Annotated in this window: 13 protein-coding genes and 1 pseudogene; 7 read left to right on the forward strand and 7 right to left on the reverse strand. The window is 38.7% G+C overall.

Features of this window, described 5'->3' with window-relative positions:
- Positions 1 to 95 precede the first annotated feature (95 nt).
- From RB214_RS08065 to RB214_RS08085, 5 genes are all read left to right on the forward strand, one after another.
- Positions 96 to 1,103 carry a rhodanese-related sulfurtransferase gene (locus RB214_RS08065; RefSeq protein ID WP_002961191.1) on the forward strand — a complete coding sequence of 336 codons (1,008 nt, stop codon included), beginning with the start codon at positions 96 to 98 and terminating at the stop codon, positions 1,101 to 1,103.
- A gap of 129 nt (positions 1,104 to 1,232) precedes the next feature.
- Positions 1,233 to 2,543, forward strand: a complete 1,311-nt coding sequence (locus RB214_RS08070) for an IS4 family transposase (protein WP_309168806.1) — start codon at positions 1,233 to 1,235, stop codon at positions 2,541 to 2,543.
- 41 nt (positions 2,544 to 2,584) lie between these two features.
- Complete coding sequence (locus tag RB214_RS08075) at positions 2,585 to 3,763, forward strand: IS4 family transposase (RefSeq protein ID WP_165745053.1); 1,179 nt, start codon at positions 2,585 to 2,587, stop codon at positions 3,761 to 3,763.
- A gap of 212 nt (positions 3,764 to 3,975) precedes the next feature.
- The gene (locus RB214_RS08080) at positions 3,976 to 5,871 is read left to right on the forward strand and encodes a DUF294 nucleotidyltransferase-like domain-containing protein (protein ID WP_182675597.1); all 1,896 of its coding nucleotides are present in this window, start codon (positions 3,976 to 3,978) and stop codon (positions 5,869 to 5,871) included.
- A 3-nt stretch (positions 5,872 to 5,874) separates the two neighbouring features.
- A complete protein-coding gene (locus RB214_RS08085; protein WP_309168808.1) occupies positions 5,875 to 6,585 on the forward strand; it encodes a 3'-5' exonuclease in 711 nt (236 codons plus the stop codon).
- 96 nt (positions 6,586 to 6,681) lie between these two features.
- On the opposite strand, the gene RB214_RS08090 is transcribed toward RB214_RS08085, so the two are convergent.
- The gene (locus RB214_RS08090; RefSeq protein ID WP_309168809.1) at positions 6,682 to 8,262 is read right to left on the reverse strand and encodes a BCCT family transporter; all 1,581 of its coding nucleotides are present in this window, start codon (positions 8,260 to 8,262) and stop codon (positions 6,682 to 6,684) included.
- A gap of 628 nt (positions 8,263 to 8,890) precedes the next feature.
- Here RB214_RS08090 and egtB point away from each other — a divergent pair.
- Both egtB and egtD read left to right on the forward strand, forming a co-directional pair.
- Positions 8,891 to 10,162 (forward strand): ergothioneine biosynthesis protein EgtB, encoded by a 1,272-nt coding sequence (gene egtB / locus RB214_RS08095; RefSeq protein WP_309168812.1) that lies wholly within the window; start codon positions 8,891 to 8,893, stop codon positions 10,160 to 10,162.
- Positions 10,159 to 11,133, forward strand: coding sequence for an L-histidine N(alpha)-methyltransferase (gene egtD, locus RB214_RS08100; RefSeq protein ID WP_309168814.1), 975 nt, complete (start codon positions 10,159 to 10,161; stop codon positions 11,131 to 11,133). The genes egtB and egtD overlap by 4 nt, the downstream gene beginning before the upstream one ends.
- Before the next feature lie 18 nt (positions 11,134 to 11,151).
- Here egtD and RB214_RS08105 read toward each other — a convergent pair whose 3' ends face one another.
- The 6 genes and pseudogenes from RB214_RS08105 to pxpB form a co-directional block, all read right to left on the reverse strand.
- Positions 11,152 to 12,003 (reverse strand): PhzF family phenazine biosynthesis protein, encoded by an 852-nt coding sequence (locus tag RB214_RS08105; RefSeq protein ID WP_309168816.1) that lies wholly within the window; start codon positions 12,001 to 12,003, stop codon positions 11,152 to 11,154.
- Complete coding sequence (gene asnB, locus RB214_RS08110; protein WP_309168817.1) at positions 11,987 to 13,660, reverse strand: asparagine synthase B; 1,674 nt, start codon at positions 13,658 to 13,660, stop codon at positions 11,987 to 11,989. The genes RB214_RS08105 and asnB overlap by 17 nt, the downstream gene beginning before the upstream one ends.
- Before the next feature lie 153 nt (positions 13,661 to 13,813).
- Positions 13,814 to 14,482: a pyroglutamyl-peptidase I gene (pcp, locus tag RB214_RS08115; protein WP_309168818.1), complete on the reverse strand. Its 669-nt coding sequence runs from the start codon at positions 14,480 to 14,482 to the stop codon at positions 13,814 to 13,816.
- A pseudogene (locus RB214_RS08120) lies at positions 14,475 to 14,755 on the reverse strand (5-oxoproline transporter, DUF979 family subunit); the annotation flags it as partial. The gene pcp and the pseudogene RB214_RS08120, both read right to left, overlap by 8 nt.
- Before the next feature lie 44 nt (positions 14,756 to 14,799).
- Positions 14,800 to 15,726 (reverse strand): biotin-dependent carboxyltransferase family protein, encoded by a 927-nt coding sequence (locus RB214_RS08125; protein ID WP_197098677.1) that lies wholly within the window; start codon positions 15,724 to 15,726, stop codon positions 14,800 to 14,802.
- Entirely contained in the window at positions 15,719 to 16,384 is a 666-nt protein-coding gene (gene pxpB / locus RB214_RS08130) for a 5-oxoprolinase subunit PxpB (protein ID WP_309168820.1), read from the reverse strand. The genes RB214_RS08125 and pxpB overlap by 8 nt, the downstream gene beginning before the upstream one ends.
- Positions 16,385 to 16,510 lie beyond the last annotated feature (126 nt).

Genomic DNA, 16,510 nt, shown 5'->3' on the forward strand with positions numbered 1-16,510 from the left:
TAAACTAAAAAAGCGTAAAATACGCGCCCCATATGCGCCGGATTTACGATTCGGTAAACGCCAATATTGGCTAACAAGGCAAAATAGGAAATATAATGACTGTTGTTCATAAAGATAATGTAACGGGCGATCACTTTGTAGTATGTGCGCTGTATAAGTTTGTAGGTTTACCTGAATTTGAAGCTATCCGTAAGCCATTACTAGAAGTGATGGAAGCAAATGAAGTACGCGGTACTTTATTGCTCGCTGCCGAAGGTATAAACGGCACTGTTTCTGCAAAACGTGAAGGGATAGACAACTTATTAGCATGGCTAGATGAGCAACCAAATTTAAAAAACATCGTTACAAAAGAATCTTACGACGATGAATGTCCGTTTTACCGCACTAAAGTAAAACTAAAAAAAGAAATTGTAACAATGGGCGTTGAAGGCGTAGATCCGCTTAAAGTTGTGGGTAGCTATGTTAAACCAAATGAGTGGAACGCACTTATATCTGACCCTGAAGTAATTTTAATTGATACACGTAATGATTACGAAATTGAAATTGGTACATTTCAAAATGCGGTCGATCCAAATACCAAAACGTTCCGTGAATTTCCACAGTGGGCAAAAGAAAACTTAGACCCTGAAAAACACAAAAAAGTGGCGATGTTTTGTACAGGTGGTATCCGCTGCGAAAAATCGACAGCCTACATGAAAGAGCAAGGTTTTGATGAAGTCTATCACCTTGAAGGCGGTATCTTAAAATACCTAGAAGAAGTGCCAAAAGAAGAAACCATGTGGGAAGGCGAGTGTTTTGTATTTGATAATCGCGTTGCGGTTGATCACGACCTACAAAAAGGCTCTTATGATCAATGCCACGCGTGTCGTATGCCAATTACAGAAGACGAAAAGTTAAAGCCTGAATACATGGAGGGCGTCTCTTGTCATCATTGTATTGAAGAAGTTACGGATGAACAACGCGCACGTTTTGCAGAGCGCCAAAAGCAAATAGAATTAGCGCAAGCGCGTGGTGAAGGCCATATTGGTAATGAAGCACAAGCTGTTTTACAGCAACGTAAAGAAGCTAAAAAAGCCCAAAAAGACGCTCAGCGCGGTAAATAAATTTATACAATAAGTATTACATTTAAAGAGTCTATTTAGGCTAATGCCGATCAGTTAAGAAAATGACCGGTTGACCGATCCAAACGATCATGCAAAATCCGTAGTTAGGAAACTAACTACGGATTTTTTGTGAATATAGAACAAGCACTGCAAGCAACACTTGAAGAAAGCAGCCGATACCATACCTTTGAAAAATTATCAGAAATTCTTGACCCTGAAATCATTGAACAAGGTTTTCAACAAGCAGGGATTGCAACCGTTCGTAAGCGAAGATTACCGCTTGAAGCCGTTTTGTGGTCAGTTATTGGCATGGCATTGTTTCGAAAAGAATCAGTTTGGAATATCGCTAATAAGCTAGATATCATGTTACCTGGCAAGAACCAACTCGTTGCTCCAAGTGCGATGGTACAGGCGAGACAAAGGTTAGGTGATGATTCCGTTAAACACGTTTTCAATAAATCTGCTCAATCAATGTATAAGCAACAGTCATTCGAAACATGGAATGGTTTGAACCTATTAGCTGTTGACGGTGTTGTGTGGCGAACAGCCGACACGCCTGATAATCGTAAAGCCTTCTCTTCAGGTAGCAACCAATACGGTGATACAGCCTTTCCTCAAATACGCATGGTCTGTCATATGGAATTGACCAGCCATCAACTTCTCAGTAGCGAGTTTGATAACTATAAAACCAACGAGATGAAATTAGCTGAGCGTTTAATTGAACGTACACCAGATAATTCACTGACTATGTTTGATAAAGGATATTATTCTTTAGGCCTGTTAAACCTTTGGCACCAAACTGGGGAGATGAGGCACTGGTTGATACCAGCAAGGCCCGACTTACAGTATGAAATCATCTCCAGCGCGGGTAAAAATGACCATATCATTGAATTGAAAACCACAAAGCATGCACAAAAAAACTTTCCCGATGTTCCTGAAACGATTAAAGCGAGATTAATCAGCAAAACAATAAAGGGCAAAAGCTACCGTATATTAACCTCGATGACGGATAGATTGCGTTATCCAGGTAATGAAATTGTTGAATTATATTGTCATCGTTGGGAGATAGAACTTGGGTTTAGAGAAATCAAACAAACCATGCTTGATAGCGCATACCATTTAAGAAGTAAGCGTCCAGACATGGTGCGTCAGGAGCTATGGGGCGTGTTACTCGCCTATAATTTAATACGAAGAATAATGACGATGGCGGCGACAGTTACAGGGATATGGCCTAACCAGCTTAGTTTCTCTAGCAGTTCGATGGCTGTCATTCAGTATTTCTCGTCAGTATCTATAATGAGTCCAGGGAACATTCCAATACACTGGCAGCACTTACTCAATACACTGGTCTTATTTAAGCTTCCAGCTAGACGAGAGGATAGAAGATATCCCCGATGGGCTGACGAATCCCCAAAACGTGACAGGCACAGCAATTTATGATCTTATGTAAATCACCACAACCCACATAAGTCACAACTGCTATGCCTGAGACATCAGTTTGCCATAAGTACTTTAAACATGCATTAGCGCCATTCAATAATGCCAGAGTAAAAACATTACTAAGCTGCAGTAATGCATTAATTTCGGGCAATAAACTTACCTTAACTGAAATCGGCAGAAATTTGTCTGGCGCTGTGGATGTAAAACATAAAATAAAACGCGTTGATCGCTTCTTAAAAAATACTCACCTCTACAATGAAAGGGTCGCTATCTATGAAGCATTAGCTCATCCTATTATTGACTCTTTACCCATGCTTGCAATTGCCGTTGACTGGAGCGGTGCCTGTGGTCACGACTATCACTTACTGCGAGCAAGCTTACTTGTGGATGGGCGCTCTATCGTGATTTATAACATGATTGTTGAGCAGAAGGATTTTGATAGCCCAGCAACCAACAGCCTGTTTTTAGATGAACTTTATGAAGTGCTTGGACGACATCCTAGTGTCTATATTGTAACAGACGGCGGCTTTCTTACGCCTTGGTATAGTAAAGTACGCGAACTTGGTTGGCATATGATAGGTCGATTAAGAGGCTCAATGAAGTGTAAACTAGCCATGCAATCACAATGGCATACATTAAAACAACTTAGGGCTGGTGCCAGCGATATACCTAAGGCGTTAGGTCAAGCACGACTAACTCAGTCCAGCCCGACAGCATGCGATGCATTTTTACACGTATATCATGGAAAAAATAAAGGAAGAAAAGGAAAAAGCAGATTTACGAAAGATACAAAAATGTATCAAAACTTAGCTAAAGAGCCATGGTTACTCGCGACATCAGACAATACAATGACGAGTAAGCGAGTAGTTGGTTTATATAGTAAAAGAATGCAAATAGAGCAAAATTTCCGCGATGACAAAAGTTTGAGATATGGTTTTTCGTGGCGTTTTAGTAAAAGCACCGGCATAAATAGAATAGGAATATTATGCTTGATAGCGACAATAGCGAGCACTGCGTTATGGTTTATAGGGTGTGAAGCAGAAAAAAGAAAGTGGCATATAAAATTTCAAGCAAATAGCGTTAAGAATCGCCGAGTTCTTTCATTTTTAACCTTAGCCAAGCAAGTCATAAAGCTATGTAAGAGACGTATTACACAAAGCTATATAGAAAAAAGTTTAAAAAACTTTATTTTGAATTACGAAAAAGAGGCCGCTGGATAAAGTGGGGATCCCTCAGCCCGATGGGTTAAGCCAAAACCATCTAAGTATCCCCATAAAAAGAAAGATGCCAGTCAGCTTAACTGACTGGCATTAGTCTATTTAGGCTCTTTTTTTGTGCCTAAATTTGTACAGTAATTGTTTTCACACCCCGATGATAGTGTTAATCTGCAAAATAGATTTAGTCATTTTAATGCGCATACAGGAAGGGATTTATGCAAGCCGAACAAGTTGAAATCGCACAATTTTTAGCACAACATCCTCCTTTTGATGACTTACCTCAAAAAGCGCTTAATGAGCTAGCTCAACAAGTAGAAGTGGCTTATTTTAGAGCAAAAACAGATATCTTGAGTTTTGGACAAGACATTTCTGATTTGTATGTAATTAGAAGTGGTTCTGTAGAAATGTATCGCCGAAATGGCGAGCTGTACAATCGTTTGGCTACCGCAGGTATATTTGGTCAAATGGGTTTATTGATGAACCGTAAGGTACGTTTTCCTGCAACTGCTCTGGAAGATACGTTAGTTTATTGCATAAATGTCGAGCTCTTTAATTGTTACTGTGATGAGTTTGATGCATTTGCTGATTACTTCGAAACAGACGGTAACGTGCGTTTGCATCAAGCTATTGTCGAGCAAGCCGATGGCAATGACCTGACAACCGCGAAGGTAAAATCATTAATTCACAGAGATGTAGTTACCGTAGATGCAACCTCTACGATACAAGATATCGCTAAATTAATGACCGAAGAGGCGGTATCATCAGTGTTGGTAACCGATGTAAATAAACCCATAAATGATGACCCAGAAGAAGATGATGGACAAGTAGTTGGTATAATAACCGATAGGGATTTACGCACTAAAGTAGTGGCTAAAGGGCTTGCCTTTAACACGCAAGCAAAAGACATTATGTCCACTAATTTAGTACTATTAGATGCTAATGACTATATTTTCGAAGCTGTATTGGCCATGCTTAGAGATAACTTACATCATTTGCCAGTAGTACAAAAAAGACGCCCAATAGGCGTTATCTCCCTCTCTGATATTTTGCGTTATGAATCCCAAAGCAGCTTATTACTTGTACGTGGCATACTGGCTCAACAAACAATAGAGGATTTGGCGCATTATGCACGCCAATTGCCCAATGTGTTTGTTCGTATGGTGAATGAAGATGCAAACTCACACATGGTTGGTACAGCCATGGCTGTTATAGGGCGTACATTTAAACAAAGACTACTTGTATTAGCAGAAGAAAAGTTTGGACCACCTCCTGTGCCTTACTGTTTTATTGCTCTGGGCTCAATGGCTCGAGACGAGCAACTTATTGTAACCGATCAAGACAACGCGCTTATTTTAGATGACAGTTATGACGACGAAAAACATAACGCGTATTTTCAAAATATTGCCGATTTTGTGTGTGATGGTTTAGCGCAGTGTGGTTACACCTACTGTGATGGAGAAATTATGGCGTCGTTTAAAAAATGGCGTAAAACTCGCTCACAGTGGTTCGATCAATTTGCAGATTGGATCGCGCAGCCAAAACCACAAGCATTGCTTAATAGTTCTATATTTTTTGACTTAGACGGTGTGTGGGGTAAAACCAAGTGGGCCGACGAGCTTAAAATATTTATAGCAAAACAAAGTAAAGTAAATCGCGTATTTTTAGCTAATATGGCAGCAAATGCTAGAAATAGAACACCTCCACTAGGTTTCTTTAAAGGCTTTGTTATGGAGCATAATGGCCAACATAAGCGTTCAATGAACTTAAAGCGAAGAGGGACTGCACCTCTTTCTGATGTTATTCGCGTGCACGCATTGGCTATTGGTTCACGTAAACAAAATTCGTTTGAACGACTAGAAGATATTATTGAAGCGAAACTTTTACCACAGGGTAAAGCGCAAGATTTACGTGATGCACTTGAGTATATTGCCATGATGCGAATTCGCCATCAAGCGTGGCAAATAGAGAAGGGCGAAGAGCCCGATAACGACTTAGATCCACATTTACTTTCTCCGTTCGAGCAACGAAACTTAAAAGAGGCGTTCGCCATTTTAGAAAAAGCACAAAGCTATTTAAAATTTAGCTACACAGCAAACTCTGGTGTGAAGTAGCCTATGAATCCGCGTAATCATAAAGCAATTGATTGGCAAGCTAGGTATAACGAGCTTGCCAATAGCACCAAAAATAAACTCCTAAAACACTTTTATGCGGCTGCTTATAATCAAGACAAAGCTGCAATAAAAGACGTGCCTTTTGTAGCAATGGATTTTGAAACAACAGGCTTAAATAGCCAAAACGACGATATAGTGAGTGTTGGTTTAGTGCCGTTCAATTTAGAGCGCATTTATTGTAAGCACAGTCGGCATTGGGTGGTGCAGCCTAGGCGAAACCTTCATGAAGAGTCTATTTTAATACATGGAATAACGCACTCTGAGGTGGACGACGCCCCCGACTTTAATCAAATTATAGAGCCTTTACTTGAAGCGCTCAGTGGTAAAGTTGTCGTGGTGCATTATGCAGCAATAGAACGTCACTTTTTAAATAATGCGTTATTGTTAAGGCTTAAAGAAGGTATTGAGTTTGCACTTGTTGATACAATGGAAATAGAAAAAAGAGCACTAAAAGCAAGGCAGGGGTTATTAGGGCGGTTGTTTAACACAAAATTAGGTTCTCTTAGGCTAACAGATTGCCGTGCGCGTTATTCCCTACCAGCATATCAAAATCACAATGCGTTAACGGATGCACTTGCTACAGCAGAACTTTTACAAGCGCAGCTGAGTTATCATTATCGTGTAGATACTCCAATCTCAGAGCTGTGGCTCTAGCTTTTAATGACCAAACAAAAAAACGCCGCAAAAATTGCGGCGCTTTCGTTACTAATTAAAAGTATTACTCACTAAAAGTATTACTCACTAAAAGTATTACTTAACTGGGCGAGGCTCAGTTCGTAAACCTAAAACTAAACTTAAACACATAAATAATAATACAATAGTAAATGGCAAGCCTGTAGAGACAGCGCCTGCTTGTAGTGCTTCAATTGCTTGTGTGCCACCAATCCAAAGTAAAGCAGCTGCAATTGCGCCCTCAACCGATGCCCAAAATATACGTTGTGGTACCGGTGCATCAATTTTACCGCCAGCTGTAATTGAATCAATTACTAATGAACCAGAGTCAGATGACGTAATGAAAAATACCAACACTAATAAAATTGCAATAAACGATAAAATATTAGATAAAGGTAATTCATCAAGCATTTGGAACATAGCTAAAGGTACATCAGTTAAACCATTAGTGCCTAACGCACCAACACCATTAACTACTTGATCAATCGCAATACCACCGTAAATAGACATCCATAAAACGGTAACTAGAGTAGGAATAAGTAAAACTGCAATTAAGAATTCACGAATTGTACGACCACGTGATACACGCGCGATAAACATACCTACAAACGGCGACCAGGAAATCCACCAAGCCCAGTAAAACACAGTCCAACCATGCATCCATGTTTCGTCTTCACGACCGTGAGGATTACTCAATGGAATAATATTTTCTACATAGCCCATCACGGTAGTGGGTACGTTACCCATAGCAACAGCAAAACCTACTAAGCAAACAAACACTAATAAAGCAAAAGCAATTAGCATATTAATGTTACTTAAAAGTTTTACGCCGCCATCAATTCCGCGCACAACAGAAATTATAGCTAGTAGTGTTACGCCCACTATTACTAATATTTGAGAGCCAACACCACCTTCTGTACCAAATACATGGTTAATACCAGCAGAAGCTTGTTGCGCACCTAAACCTAAAGATGTTGCAAGGCCAAATAACGTAGCAAGTACAGCTAAGATATCAATGATATGACCAGGCCAACCCCAAGCTCTATCACCTAATATAGGATAAAAAATAGAACGAATTGAAAGAGGTAAACCTTTGTTGTATGTAAAAAACGCAAGAGATAAACCAACAACAGCGTAAATAGCCCAAGGGTGAAGACCCCAATGAAACATAGTTGCGCCCATTGCTAATTTTGCAGCTTCTGGTGTATTAGCGGCTACATTAAGCGGGGTTTCGTACCAACCAGTAAAGTAAGCAACTGGTTCAGCAACGCCCCAAAACATAAGGCCTATACCCATACCGGCAGCAAATAACATAGCAAGCCATGAAACGCGAGAGTGAGAAGGTTTAGCGTCATCACCACCAAGGCGAATATTACCGTAAGGAGAAACAATAAGTGCTAAACAAAAGAGTACAAAGAAGTTAGCAGCCCACATAAATAGGGCATCAAAATTATTAATAATATCGGTCTTGATACTATCAAGCGCTGTTTTTGCAGCTTGTGGGTCGGTAACAAGTATGGCGATTAAAAAGATGACAATCAGGCCCGCACTAGTTCCAAAAACAGGGTTGTGAATATCAAACCCCCACTTTTGTACGTTGTCCTGACCTACGGTGTAATCCGTGTTGTCAATACTATATTTGTCATGATTTTCCTTCATGCAATACCTCTTTAGTTGTCCTAACAAGCCAAAATAAATTCGGCGTCATATCGAATTACATTAGTCTTTAAATATTAAGTAAAAAGTAATACCGTAATTATTTGAAGACTAACTAATTTGAAGCGTGATCATACAGCTAGTAGTGTATGAGTTAAATATTAAATGTAAATGAATTTGTATTTAAAACGCTGTTTATATGGCCAAATTCATGATTTTTTCATTTAAAAGCCCTAAATTTAAAAATTCAGTGAACGTTAAAATTTAGTTTGCTATTAAAAGTATTAATTTACTTGGTTAAGTAAAAAAAGATCATTTTTAAGTAGCTTAATTAATGCTTAAATATTAGGACTTGTTAGTCTTTAAGGATTGAAATTTATTTAATCTAGGCGCAATTTAATCGCTCCTAGTTTTATAGCTTAGCGGTTCGGTAACAGCTTATGCGTTATTTCTCATGCTTGCATGCACGTAAGAATAATCAAAGACCGGCTAGCAAAGAGCAAATTTCTCTTCAAGGCTATTATAAATTTATAAGCCGATAAGCATCTTTAATCAAGTTGTAATATGAATATGATTTAACACAACACTAAGCTATATTTTATAAATAGATAGGCAAAGGATTAATACTATTATGCGTGAAAGCGTTACAAACGATACCAATCAAAACGAACTTGTTAAACGCTTTTGTAGCGTTAGAGACGAAAGCCTAGCCATTATCGAACCACTCACTGTAGAAGATTGCCAATTACAAGCTATGGCTGATGCCAGTCCTACTAAATGGCATTTAGCGCATACCACGTGGTTTTTTGAAACGTTTTTACTTAGTGTTCATTGTAAACAGTACGCAGTGTTTAATCCTCACTATAAAATGCTTTTTAATTCTTACTACAATGGGATTGGAGAGCAATTTAAACGGGCAAACAGAGGAAGCTTATCTAGGCCATGTTTAGACGAAGTACTAGCTTACAGAGAACATGTGGATAGCCGCGTGATTGAATTACTTAAGACTGACGTTAACCCGCACATTAAAGATATTATTGAACTTGGGTTACACCACGAGCAACAGCATCAAGAACTAATGCTTATGGACATCAAATATAACTTTTCAGTAAATCCATTATTTCCTCAATATAAAACATCGCTTTTAAATAGCCAAAAAAAATCAGCTGATATTAAACCCCTTAATTTTATCAATTTTGAAAAAGCCATTATTAATATCGGCACAAATGCCGAAGATGAATTTGCATATGATAACGAGTGCCCCAAACACCAAGTACTAATTCATCCATTCAGTTTTGCTAATAGATTGGTCACTAATGGTGAATATTTAGACTTTATAAATGCCGGTGGATATAGCAATCCACAATATTGGTTAAGCGACGGTTGGGCGCATATTCAAAACACTCGTTTAACGCATCCATTATATTGGCATTACATAAATAACGAATGGTTTGAGTTTACACACTATGGATTCCAGCCTTTAAATTTAAGTGCTCCCATCAGCCATGTTAGTTATTTTGAGGCCAGCGCCTATGCTAATTTTGTAAAGGCTCGCTTGCCTACAGAGTTCGAATGGGAATATGCAGCTAAAAATACACCTTTAACAGACACTAATAATAACGACCTAACACCACAACAAGCAAAAGATGATACTGAAATAAACCAGTTAACGGATTCATGTTGGCAATGGACAAACAGTGCATATTTGCCGTACCCCGGTTTTAAGCCTATTGAAGGAGTAGCAGGGGAATACAATGGTAAATTTATGAATAACCAAATGGTGTTACGGGGCGGGTGTGTGTTTACCCCTCAAAACCATTTACGACAAACATACCGAAATTTTTATTACCCACATCAAGCGTGGATGTGCAGCGGGATAAGACTAGCTAAGGATATAGTATGAGCCAAGTAACAGCGATTAAACAAAGCAACATAACCGACATTGAATTTTTAAACGATGTGATAAGCGGATTAACTCAACAACAAAAAACGCTTCCGTGTAAGTATTTTTACGATGATAAAGGTGCTGCATTATTCGAGCAAATAACATCCTTACAAGAGTATTATGTTACACGTACGGAGTTGTCTATTTTAGAGCAATATTCGCAGTCGATTGCTCAAATGCTACCTGAAAACCTCTCTATTATTGAGCCTGGGTGTGGTTCGGGTAAAAAGGTCGCGTATTTATTAGCGCACATGGCAAACGTAAAAACCTTCGTACCGTTTGAAATTTCTGAGGAGATGCTCAGTTATTCACTTGCACATTTGTCACCGTTATTTCCTGATTTGGCAATTTCGCCATTACTAGGAGACTTTACACATAGCCAAGTGGTTAAACAGCTCACAAAAGACACCGCTTTAGACAGTCAAACCAATTTGGTGTATTTTCCAGGTTCTACTCTTGGTAATTTTGCCCCAGTTAAAGCCATAGAAATTATGAATAATTTTCATCGCTTATGTGGTGTAAATGGTTATGTATTAATTGGGATTGATTTAGTAAAAGAGCGCCAAGTGTTACTTGATGCATATAACGATAAAGCGGAAGTCACCGCTGCATTTAATAAAAATTTACTGGAACGTATTAATAATGAGCTAAGTGGCACATTTAATTTAAATAACTTTAGTCACGAGTCACGCTTTAACGAGCAACATAGCCGTATTGAAATGCATTTAGTAAGTAACTGTAATCAAAGCGTGATTATAAATGATCAGCAAATAGAGTTTAACGAAGGTGAAAGTATCCATACAGAAAACTCTCACAAGTACACGCTCGAATCGTTTACGCAACTTGCAGCGCAAGCTAATTTAAAGTTAGAACAAACATGGCAAGACGATAGTAACTATTTTGCATTGTGCTTATTACGACCACTATAAACGTTACTTAAGTTATCTTTAATAAATGACAACTTTAGCATTGTTAAACTCATAGTTTAGCAATGCGCCATTATTTGATTGCTGTATAAGCTTAGCTTTATTTAAATCATATAGTCTAAATAGTAGAGGGGCAATAACTGATACTGCAGAGCCCGTTGCACTATCTTCATTTACTCCAAACTGGGGTGCAAAGTATCTAAAATGCGCTATGGCATTTTTCTTGTCTTTACTTTTTATACTAAGGGCAATTACTGCATTTTTGTGGAGTTTACTCAAAGCTTTAAAATCAACGTGTAAGCTTTTTAAATCGTCTTTACCAAATTCTTCATTAAATAATACAACCGTATAACCGTTTTTATCACCGGTACTGTAGGCTGCTTTTATTGCGTATGAAAACACACTTTTTAACTCACCTTTAGCTAATTCGCTTTTTTTAGGCTCTATACTTTTTAGTAACAACTGGGCGCGTTGTTTTTTTACTCTTATAGTAAAGCGCTCATGACTCATTGATGTAAATACTTCAGGGCAATAACCAAAATACTTTATTAAAAAATTAGCGGCCGCTAAAGTACCATGTCCACAGCGTTTAATTTCACTTGTTTGGTTAAACCAGCGAATTTTACAATGGCGTTTAGTCATCTCATTTTGATTTAAAAATACGGTAGCAGGGTGGTTTGATTGTGATGCAATATATTGCATTGTTTTTGATGTTAACCCATTTTTATAAATAACAATTAAAGCACTAGAGCCTTTTAAGTTATTTGCAGGGCAATAAAAAACAGATTCGGTGGAAGTGAGTTTTATAAAGCGAAGCGTAAGCCATTTGGGCTTACGCTTCGTTAAACAAAGAGTGTTATCCTTTGCTTGCATACGCGTCGTTATGAACGCCCGCAGCACGACCTGATGGATCTGCATTGTTTTGGAACGATGCGTCCCATGCAAGTGCTTCAGGAGTCGAACACGCTACCGATTTACCATGCGGTACACATTTAGCTGATGCATCACCCGGAAAGTGCGATTCAAAAATAGTACGGTAGTAGTAAGCTTCTTTTGAATCTGGCGTATTAATAGGGTATTTAAATTTAGCATTTGCAAGCTCTTGATCGCTCACTTGCTCATTTACAAACTCTTTTAACGTATCAATCCAACTGTAACCAACACCGTCTGAAAATTGCTCTTTTTGGCGCCATAAAACTTCATCAGGCAAGTAGCCATCAAAACCTTCACGTAAAATGTGTTTTTCAATTTTGCCATCTTTACACATTTTGGCTTCAGGGTTGATACGCATAGCAACATCAACAAATTCTTTATCAAGGAACGGTACACGTGCTTCAACACCCCATGCCGCCATTGATTTATTAGCACGTAAACAGTCGAACATATGCAGTTTTGATACTTTACGGTTTAGCTCTTCATGAAACTCTTGTGCGTTAGGGGCTTTATGGAAGTATAAGTAACCACCAAATAGCTCATCAGCACCTTCGCCAGATAACACCATTTTAATGCCCATCGCTTTAATTTGGCGAGCCATTAAGTACATAGGTGTAGAGGCACGAATCGTTGTTACATCATACGTTTCAATGTGGTAAATCACTTCACGCAGTGCATCAATACCTTCTTGAATGGTAAAAATGATAGGGTGGTGAATAGTACCAATCATGTCAGCTACTTTTTGGGCAGCGGCTAAATCAGGTGAGCCCTCAAGGCCTACTGAAAAAGAATGCAGCTTAGGCCACCATGCATCGCTTTCGTCGTTATCTTCAATACGTTTTGCAGCAAAACGCTGAGTAATAGCAGAAATAACTGATGAGTCTAAACCACCAGAAAGTAATACACCGTATGGTACATCACACATTAGCTGGCGTTTAACGGCCGCTTCTAATGCGTCTTTAACGTCTTGCGCTTGTGCGCTGTTATCTTTAACTGCATCAAATGTTTCCCAATCACGTTTGTAATAAGGCGTCATTTTGCCATCTTTGCTGTACAGGTAATGCCCAGGAGGAAATTCTTCAATATGCTTACAAATTGGAGAAAGTGCTTTTAGCTCAGAAGCAACGTAAAAGTTACCGTGTTCGTCGTTACCAGTGTAAAGCGGGATAATACCAATATGGTCACGGCCAATTAAGTAAGCGTCATTTTCTTCATCGTATAAACAAAATGCAAAAATGCCATTTAGATCATCTAAAAAGTCAGGCCCTTTTTGTTTATAAAGCGCTAAAATAACTTCACAGTCTGATTGAGTTTGAAAAGTAAAATCAACATCTAGCTCTGCTGCAAGTTCTTTATGATTATAAATCTCGCCATTAACAGCTAAAATATTTGTTTTTTCAGGATTGTATAAAGGCTGTGCACCGCTTGATACACCAACAATAGCTAAACGCTCATGTACTAAAATAGCTTTTTCAGATGCATATACACCAGACCAATCTGGGCCACGGTGTCTAAGCAGCTTTGACATTTCAATTGCTTGGGTACGCAATTGAGTGGGATCAGATTTAATATCTAATACCCCAAAAATTGAACACATAGTAACTCCTCATTCCTATTATGTGTGGAGCAGAGCCAATTTGCTGTGCTGCGAAACCTTGTTTTATCAGAAAAAATTACTCAAGTCACATAGCTTTTACAATTAATTAAGAATAATTTATGCACCAAGCTAGATGTAATTGCACCAAAGTGGTTAATGCGTGGTTCCTGCTGCTATTTTTACGTCGCTATTATTGTTCAAAGCTTGTGCAATCATAACTCTCAGGGCATTAATAACGGTTTCTTCGCTCATGCTTGGTGCGCCATTGTAGTGCACAGCTTGGCTTGGTAAATAAGGAATATGCACAAAGCCACCTTTCATTACAGCGCAGTGATCATTTATGTAATGCATAAGACCATACATAACGTGATTACACACATAGGTGCCTGCCGTATTTGAAATAGCAGCAGGGATGTTACTGTTGTGCAGTGCTTGTAACATACGTTTTATGGGTAAATTAGTGAAATAGGCATCAGGGCCATTTTTTTCTATTGGTGAATCGACTGGTTGCTTACCTGCATTGTCTTTAATGCGTGCATCGTCAACGTTTATTGCAATACGCTCAATTGATATTTCGCTGCGCCCACCAGCTTGACCTATACATAAAACAACCGCCGGATTGTGCGACTCAATGGCGTTTATAAGCTGACTAATAGACGTATTAAACTCACAGGCAAGTTCTAGTGTACATATTTTATGTTTCATGATGATAGTTTCATCAAGTTTTTGCACTGCTTGCCAAGAAGGATTGATAGCATCGCCATCAAAAGGCGCAAAGCCGGTAATTAATACACACGCCATAGAAGAAGTTGATTTAGTCATTACACACCAAGCTATACATTAAAATAATATTAACGGCGAGTAAGGTAATTGCCGTCTGAATTTGAACCTTTATTACATGGTACTTATCTTTTAAGTCTAAAATAGCTGTAGGAATAATATTTAATTTGCTGTCATAGGCGTCATTAACGTACCGCAATTGCCGCTATACATGCCGAGCGCAACTAATGGAGCAGGGCTTGCGCCATGACCTTCAATTAAAAATATACCTACACAATACAAAACAACCAGTATTAAACGATTATCAGGGCCAATAATTTAAGTCGAACATAGTTTTCCTATTTATTTTTAGAATATTTTTATAGGTTATTTTTAAGTGCAAGGCTCAATTGATGCAGGTGTCCGTCAAGTTTCTGCTTCGCCTTTGCTGCTTCTTCAAACGTTACATATTTAAACTCAACAGTATCTAAAGGTCTAAACTGTGCAAATTGACGTAAGTCGGCTTCAATAACAGTCCCTAGCAGAGGGTAGCCCCCTGTAGTTTGGCCATCATTTAGTAACACAATCGGCTCTCCACTTGGTGGTAATTGAATACTCCCAGGGCTCACCCCTAATGATGGCAAAGAGTGTGAATGGCCCAAATTATTTTTATGCTCAAGCCTTACACCCATTCGGTTACTATTATTGCTGACTTTAAAAGCGGTAGACACAAAGTTGCTAAGTAAAGTCTCGCCTAACAAATTAGCATGAGGACTTGGATGCAGGCGTATAAGCTTGCGCTGGGCGGGAGCGATTGCGCCTACCTTTATAAACTCTCCATAATAAGGAGTAATAGGTATTTCATCACCAGTGGTGAGAGATCTACCTTCAAAACCACCAAAACATGCGTTTAAATCTGTAGATTTAGAACCCATAACCTCAGCATTTTGTATACCGCCTTTCACTGCTAAATAAGCTCTTAAGCCCGCTCTACCAGTAGCAAAACTTAGGATTTGTTTGTTTTTTACTGCGTATGTCCAACCAGGATAAATTGCATGTCCATCAAGGGTTGCTTGCAAATCTGCACCATGAAGCGCAATTACTGTGTCGCAGGTAAATTCCAGTTCGCACAAACCTACAGTTATTTCTAAAACGGCATCATTGTCGTTATTGTTAAGTAATCTATTAGCAATGATTTGTGCAATAGGGTCTAAGCTACCCGCTTTGCTTACACCTAAATGGCGGTAGCCCTCACGGCCAAAATCTTGAATTGTAAGTAATACACCACTTTTAAGTACTTTAATCATGATTTGCTCCTTTATTAACGAGCGGAACAAATTCAAGCGTATCGCCTGGTTGAATTAAACAAGGTTGCTCAGAGGTCGAATCAAACAAAACAGTATCTGTATGACCTATTATATGCCAACCACCTGGGGTATCTGCGGGGTAAATGCCGGTTTGTGCAGCACCTATCGCAACAGAGCCTTTAGGAACTTTAATGCGTGGCTCATCACGTCTTGGTGTATGTAATTGCTCATTTAAGCCATGTAGGTAAGCAAAACCGGGCTGAAAGCCTAAAAATAAAACGTGGTACTTGGTTTTACTATGAATATTAATAACTTCATCGGCACTTAAATTATGATAGCGAGCCACGTAATTAATGTCCTCACCCTTGTATGTGGTTTTGATTAAGTGATGCTGCCCCTTAAAAGTACTCGTTTTAATTTCATCCCACAGCGAAGGTAGCACTTGTAACCACTGTTTTAAGTGTTTATCTGATTTTAAATAAAGAGTGAGCGAGTTCATGGCGGGCACCAAATCGCTAAATTCATCAGTGCTTTTACAGTGGCTAGCTAAAGCCCAAATTTTCTTTTGAATAGAGAGTCTATCTGTAGCGTCTAAATGCGATGCATCAAACAGTAAACTACTGTTTGTTAATGCATAAATATGAGGAGCTGGCTTCATTAAATAAACCTATTTGTACAACATAATTTAAACGTAACACAGTTTTATTAATTTATTTACACCATTGCGACTAAGTGGTTATGTTTATTGCCCAACTTACTTTAAGAATAGTTTTATATTCAATTA

This window comes from Pseudoalteromonas sp. HL-AS1 (assembly GCF_031198785.1).
In the GTDB taxonomy this organism is placed as follows: domain Bacteria; phylum Pseudomonadota; class Gammaproteobacteria; order Enterobacterales; family Alteromonadaceae; genus Pseudoalteromonas; species Pseudoalteromonas distincta.

Excerpts from the sequence above, each read along its gene's own strand:
- RB214_RS08065 (WP_002961191.1), top strand. The coding sequence starts at position 96 with ATGACTGTTGTTCATAAAGATAATGTAACGGGCGATCACTTTGTAGTA.
- RB214_RS08075 (WP_165745053.1), top strand. The coding sequence starts at position 2,585 with ATGCCTGAGACATCAGTTTGCCATAAGTACTTTAAACATGCATTAGCG.
- RB214_RS08080 (WP_182675597.1), top strand. The coding sequence starts at position 3,976 with ATGCAAGCCGAACAAGTTGAAATCGCACAATTTTTAGCACAACATCCT.
- RB214_RS08085 (WP_309168808.1), top strand. The coding sequence starts at position 5,875 with ATGAATCCGCGTAATCATAAAGCAATTGATTGGCAAGCTAGGTATAAC.
- RB214_RS08090 (WP_309168809.1), bottom strand. The coding sequence starts at position 8,262 with ATGAAGGAAAATCATGACAAATATAGTATTGACAACACGGATTACACC.
- egtB (WP_309168812.1), top strand. The coding sequence starts at position 8,891 with ATGCGTGAAAGCGTTACAAACGATACCAATCAAAACGAACTTGTTAAA.
- egtD (WP_309168814.1), top strand. The coding sequence starts at position 10,159 with ATGAGCCAAGTAACAGCGATTAAACAAAGCAACATAACCGACATTGAA.
- RB214_RS08105 (WP_309168816.1), bottom strand. The coding sequence starts at position 12,003 with ATGCAAGCAAAGGATAACACTCTTTGTTTAACGAAGCGTAAGCCCAAA.
- asnB (WP_309168817.1), bottom strand. The coding sequence starts at position 13,660 with ATGTGTTCAATTTTTGGGGTATTAGATATTAAATCTGATCCCACTCAA.
- pcp (WP_309168818.1), bottom strand. The coding sequence starts at position 14,482 with ATGACTAAATCAACTTCTTCTATGGCGTGTGTATTAATTACCGGCTTT.
- RB214_RS08125 (WP_197098677.1), bottom strand. The coding sequence starts at position 15,726 with ATGATTAAAGTACTTAAAAGTGGTGTATTACTTACAATTCAAGATTTT.
- pxpB (WP_309168820.1), bottom strand. The coding sequence starts at position 16,384 with ATGAAGCCAGCTCCTCATATTTATGCATTAACAAACAGTAGTTTACTG.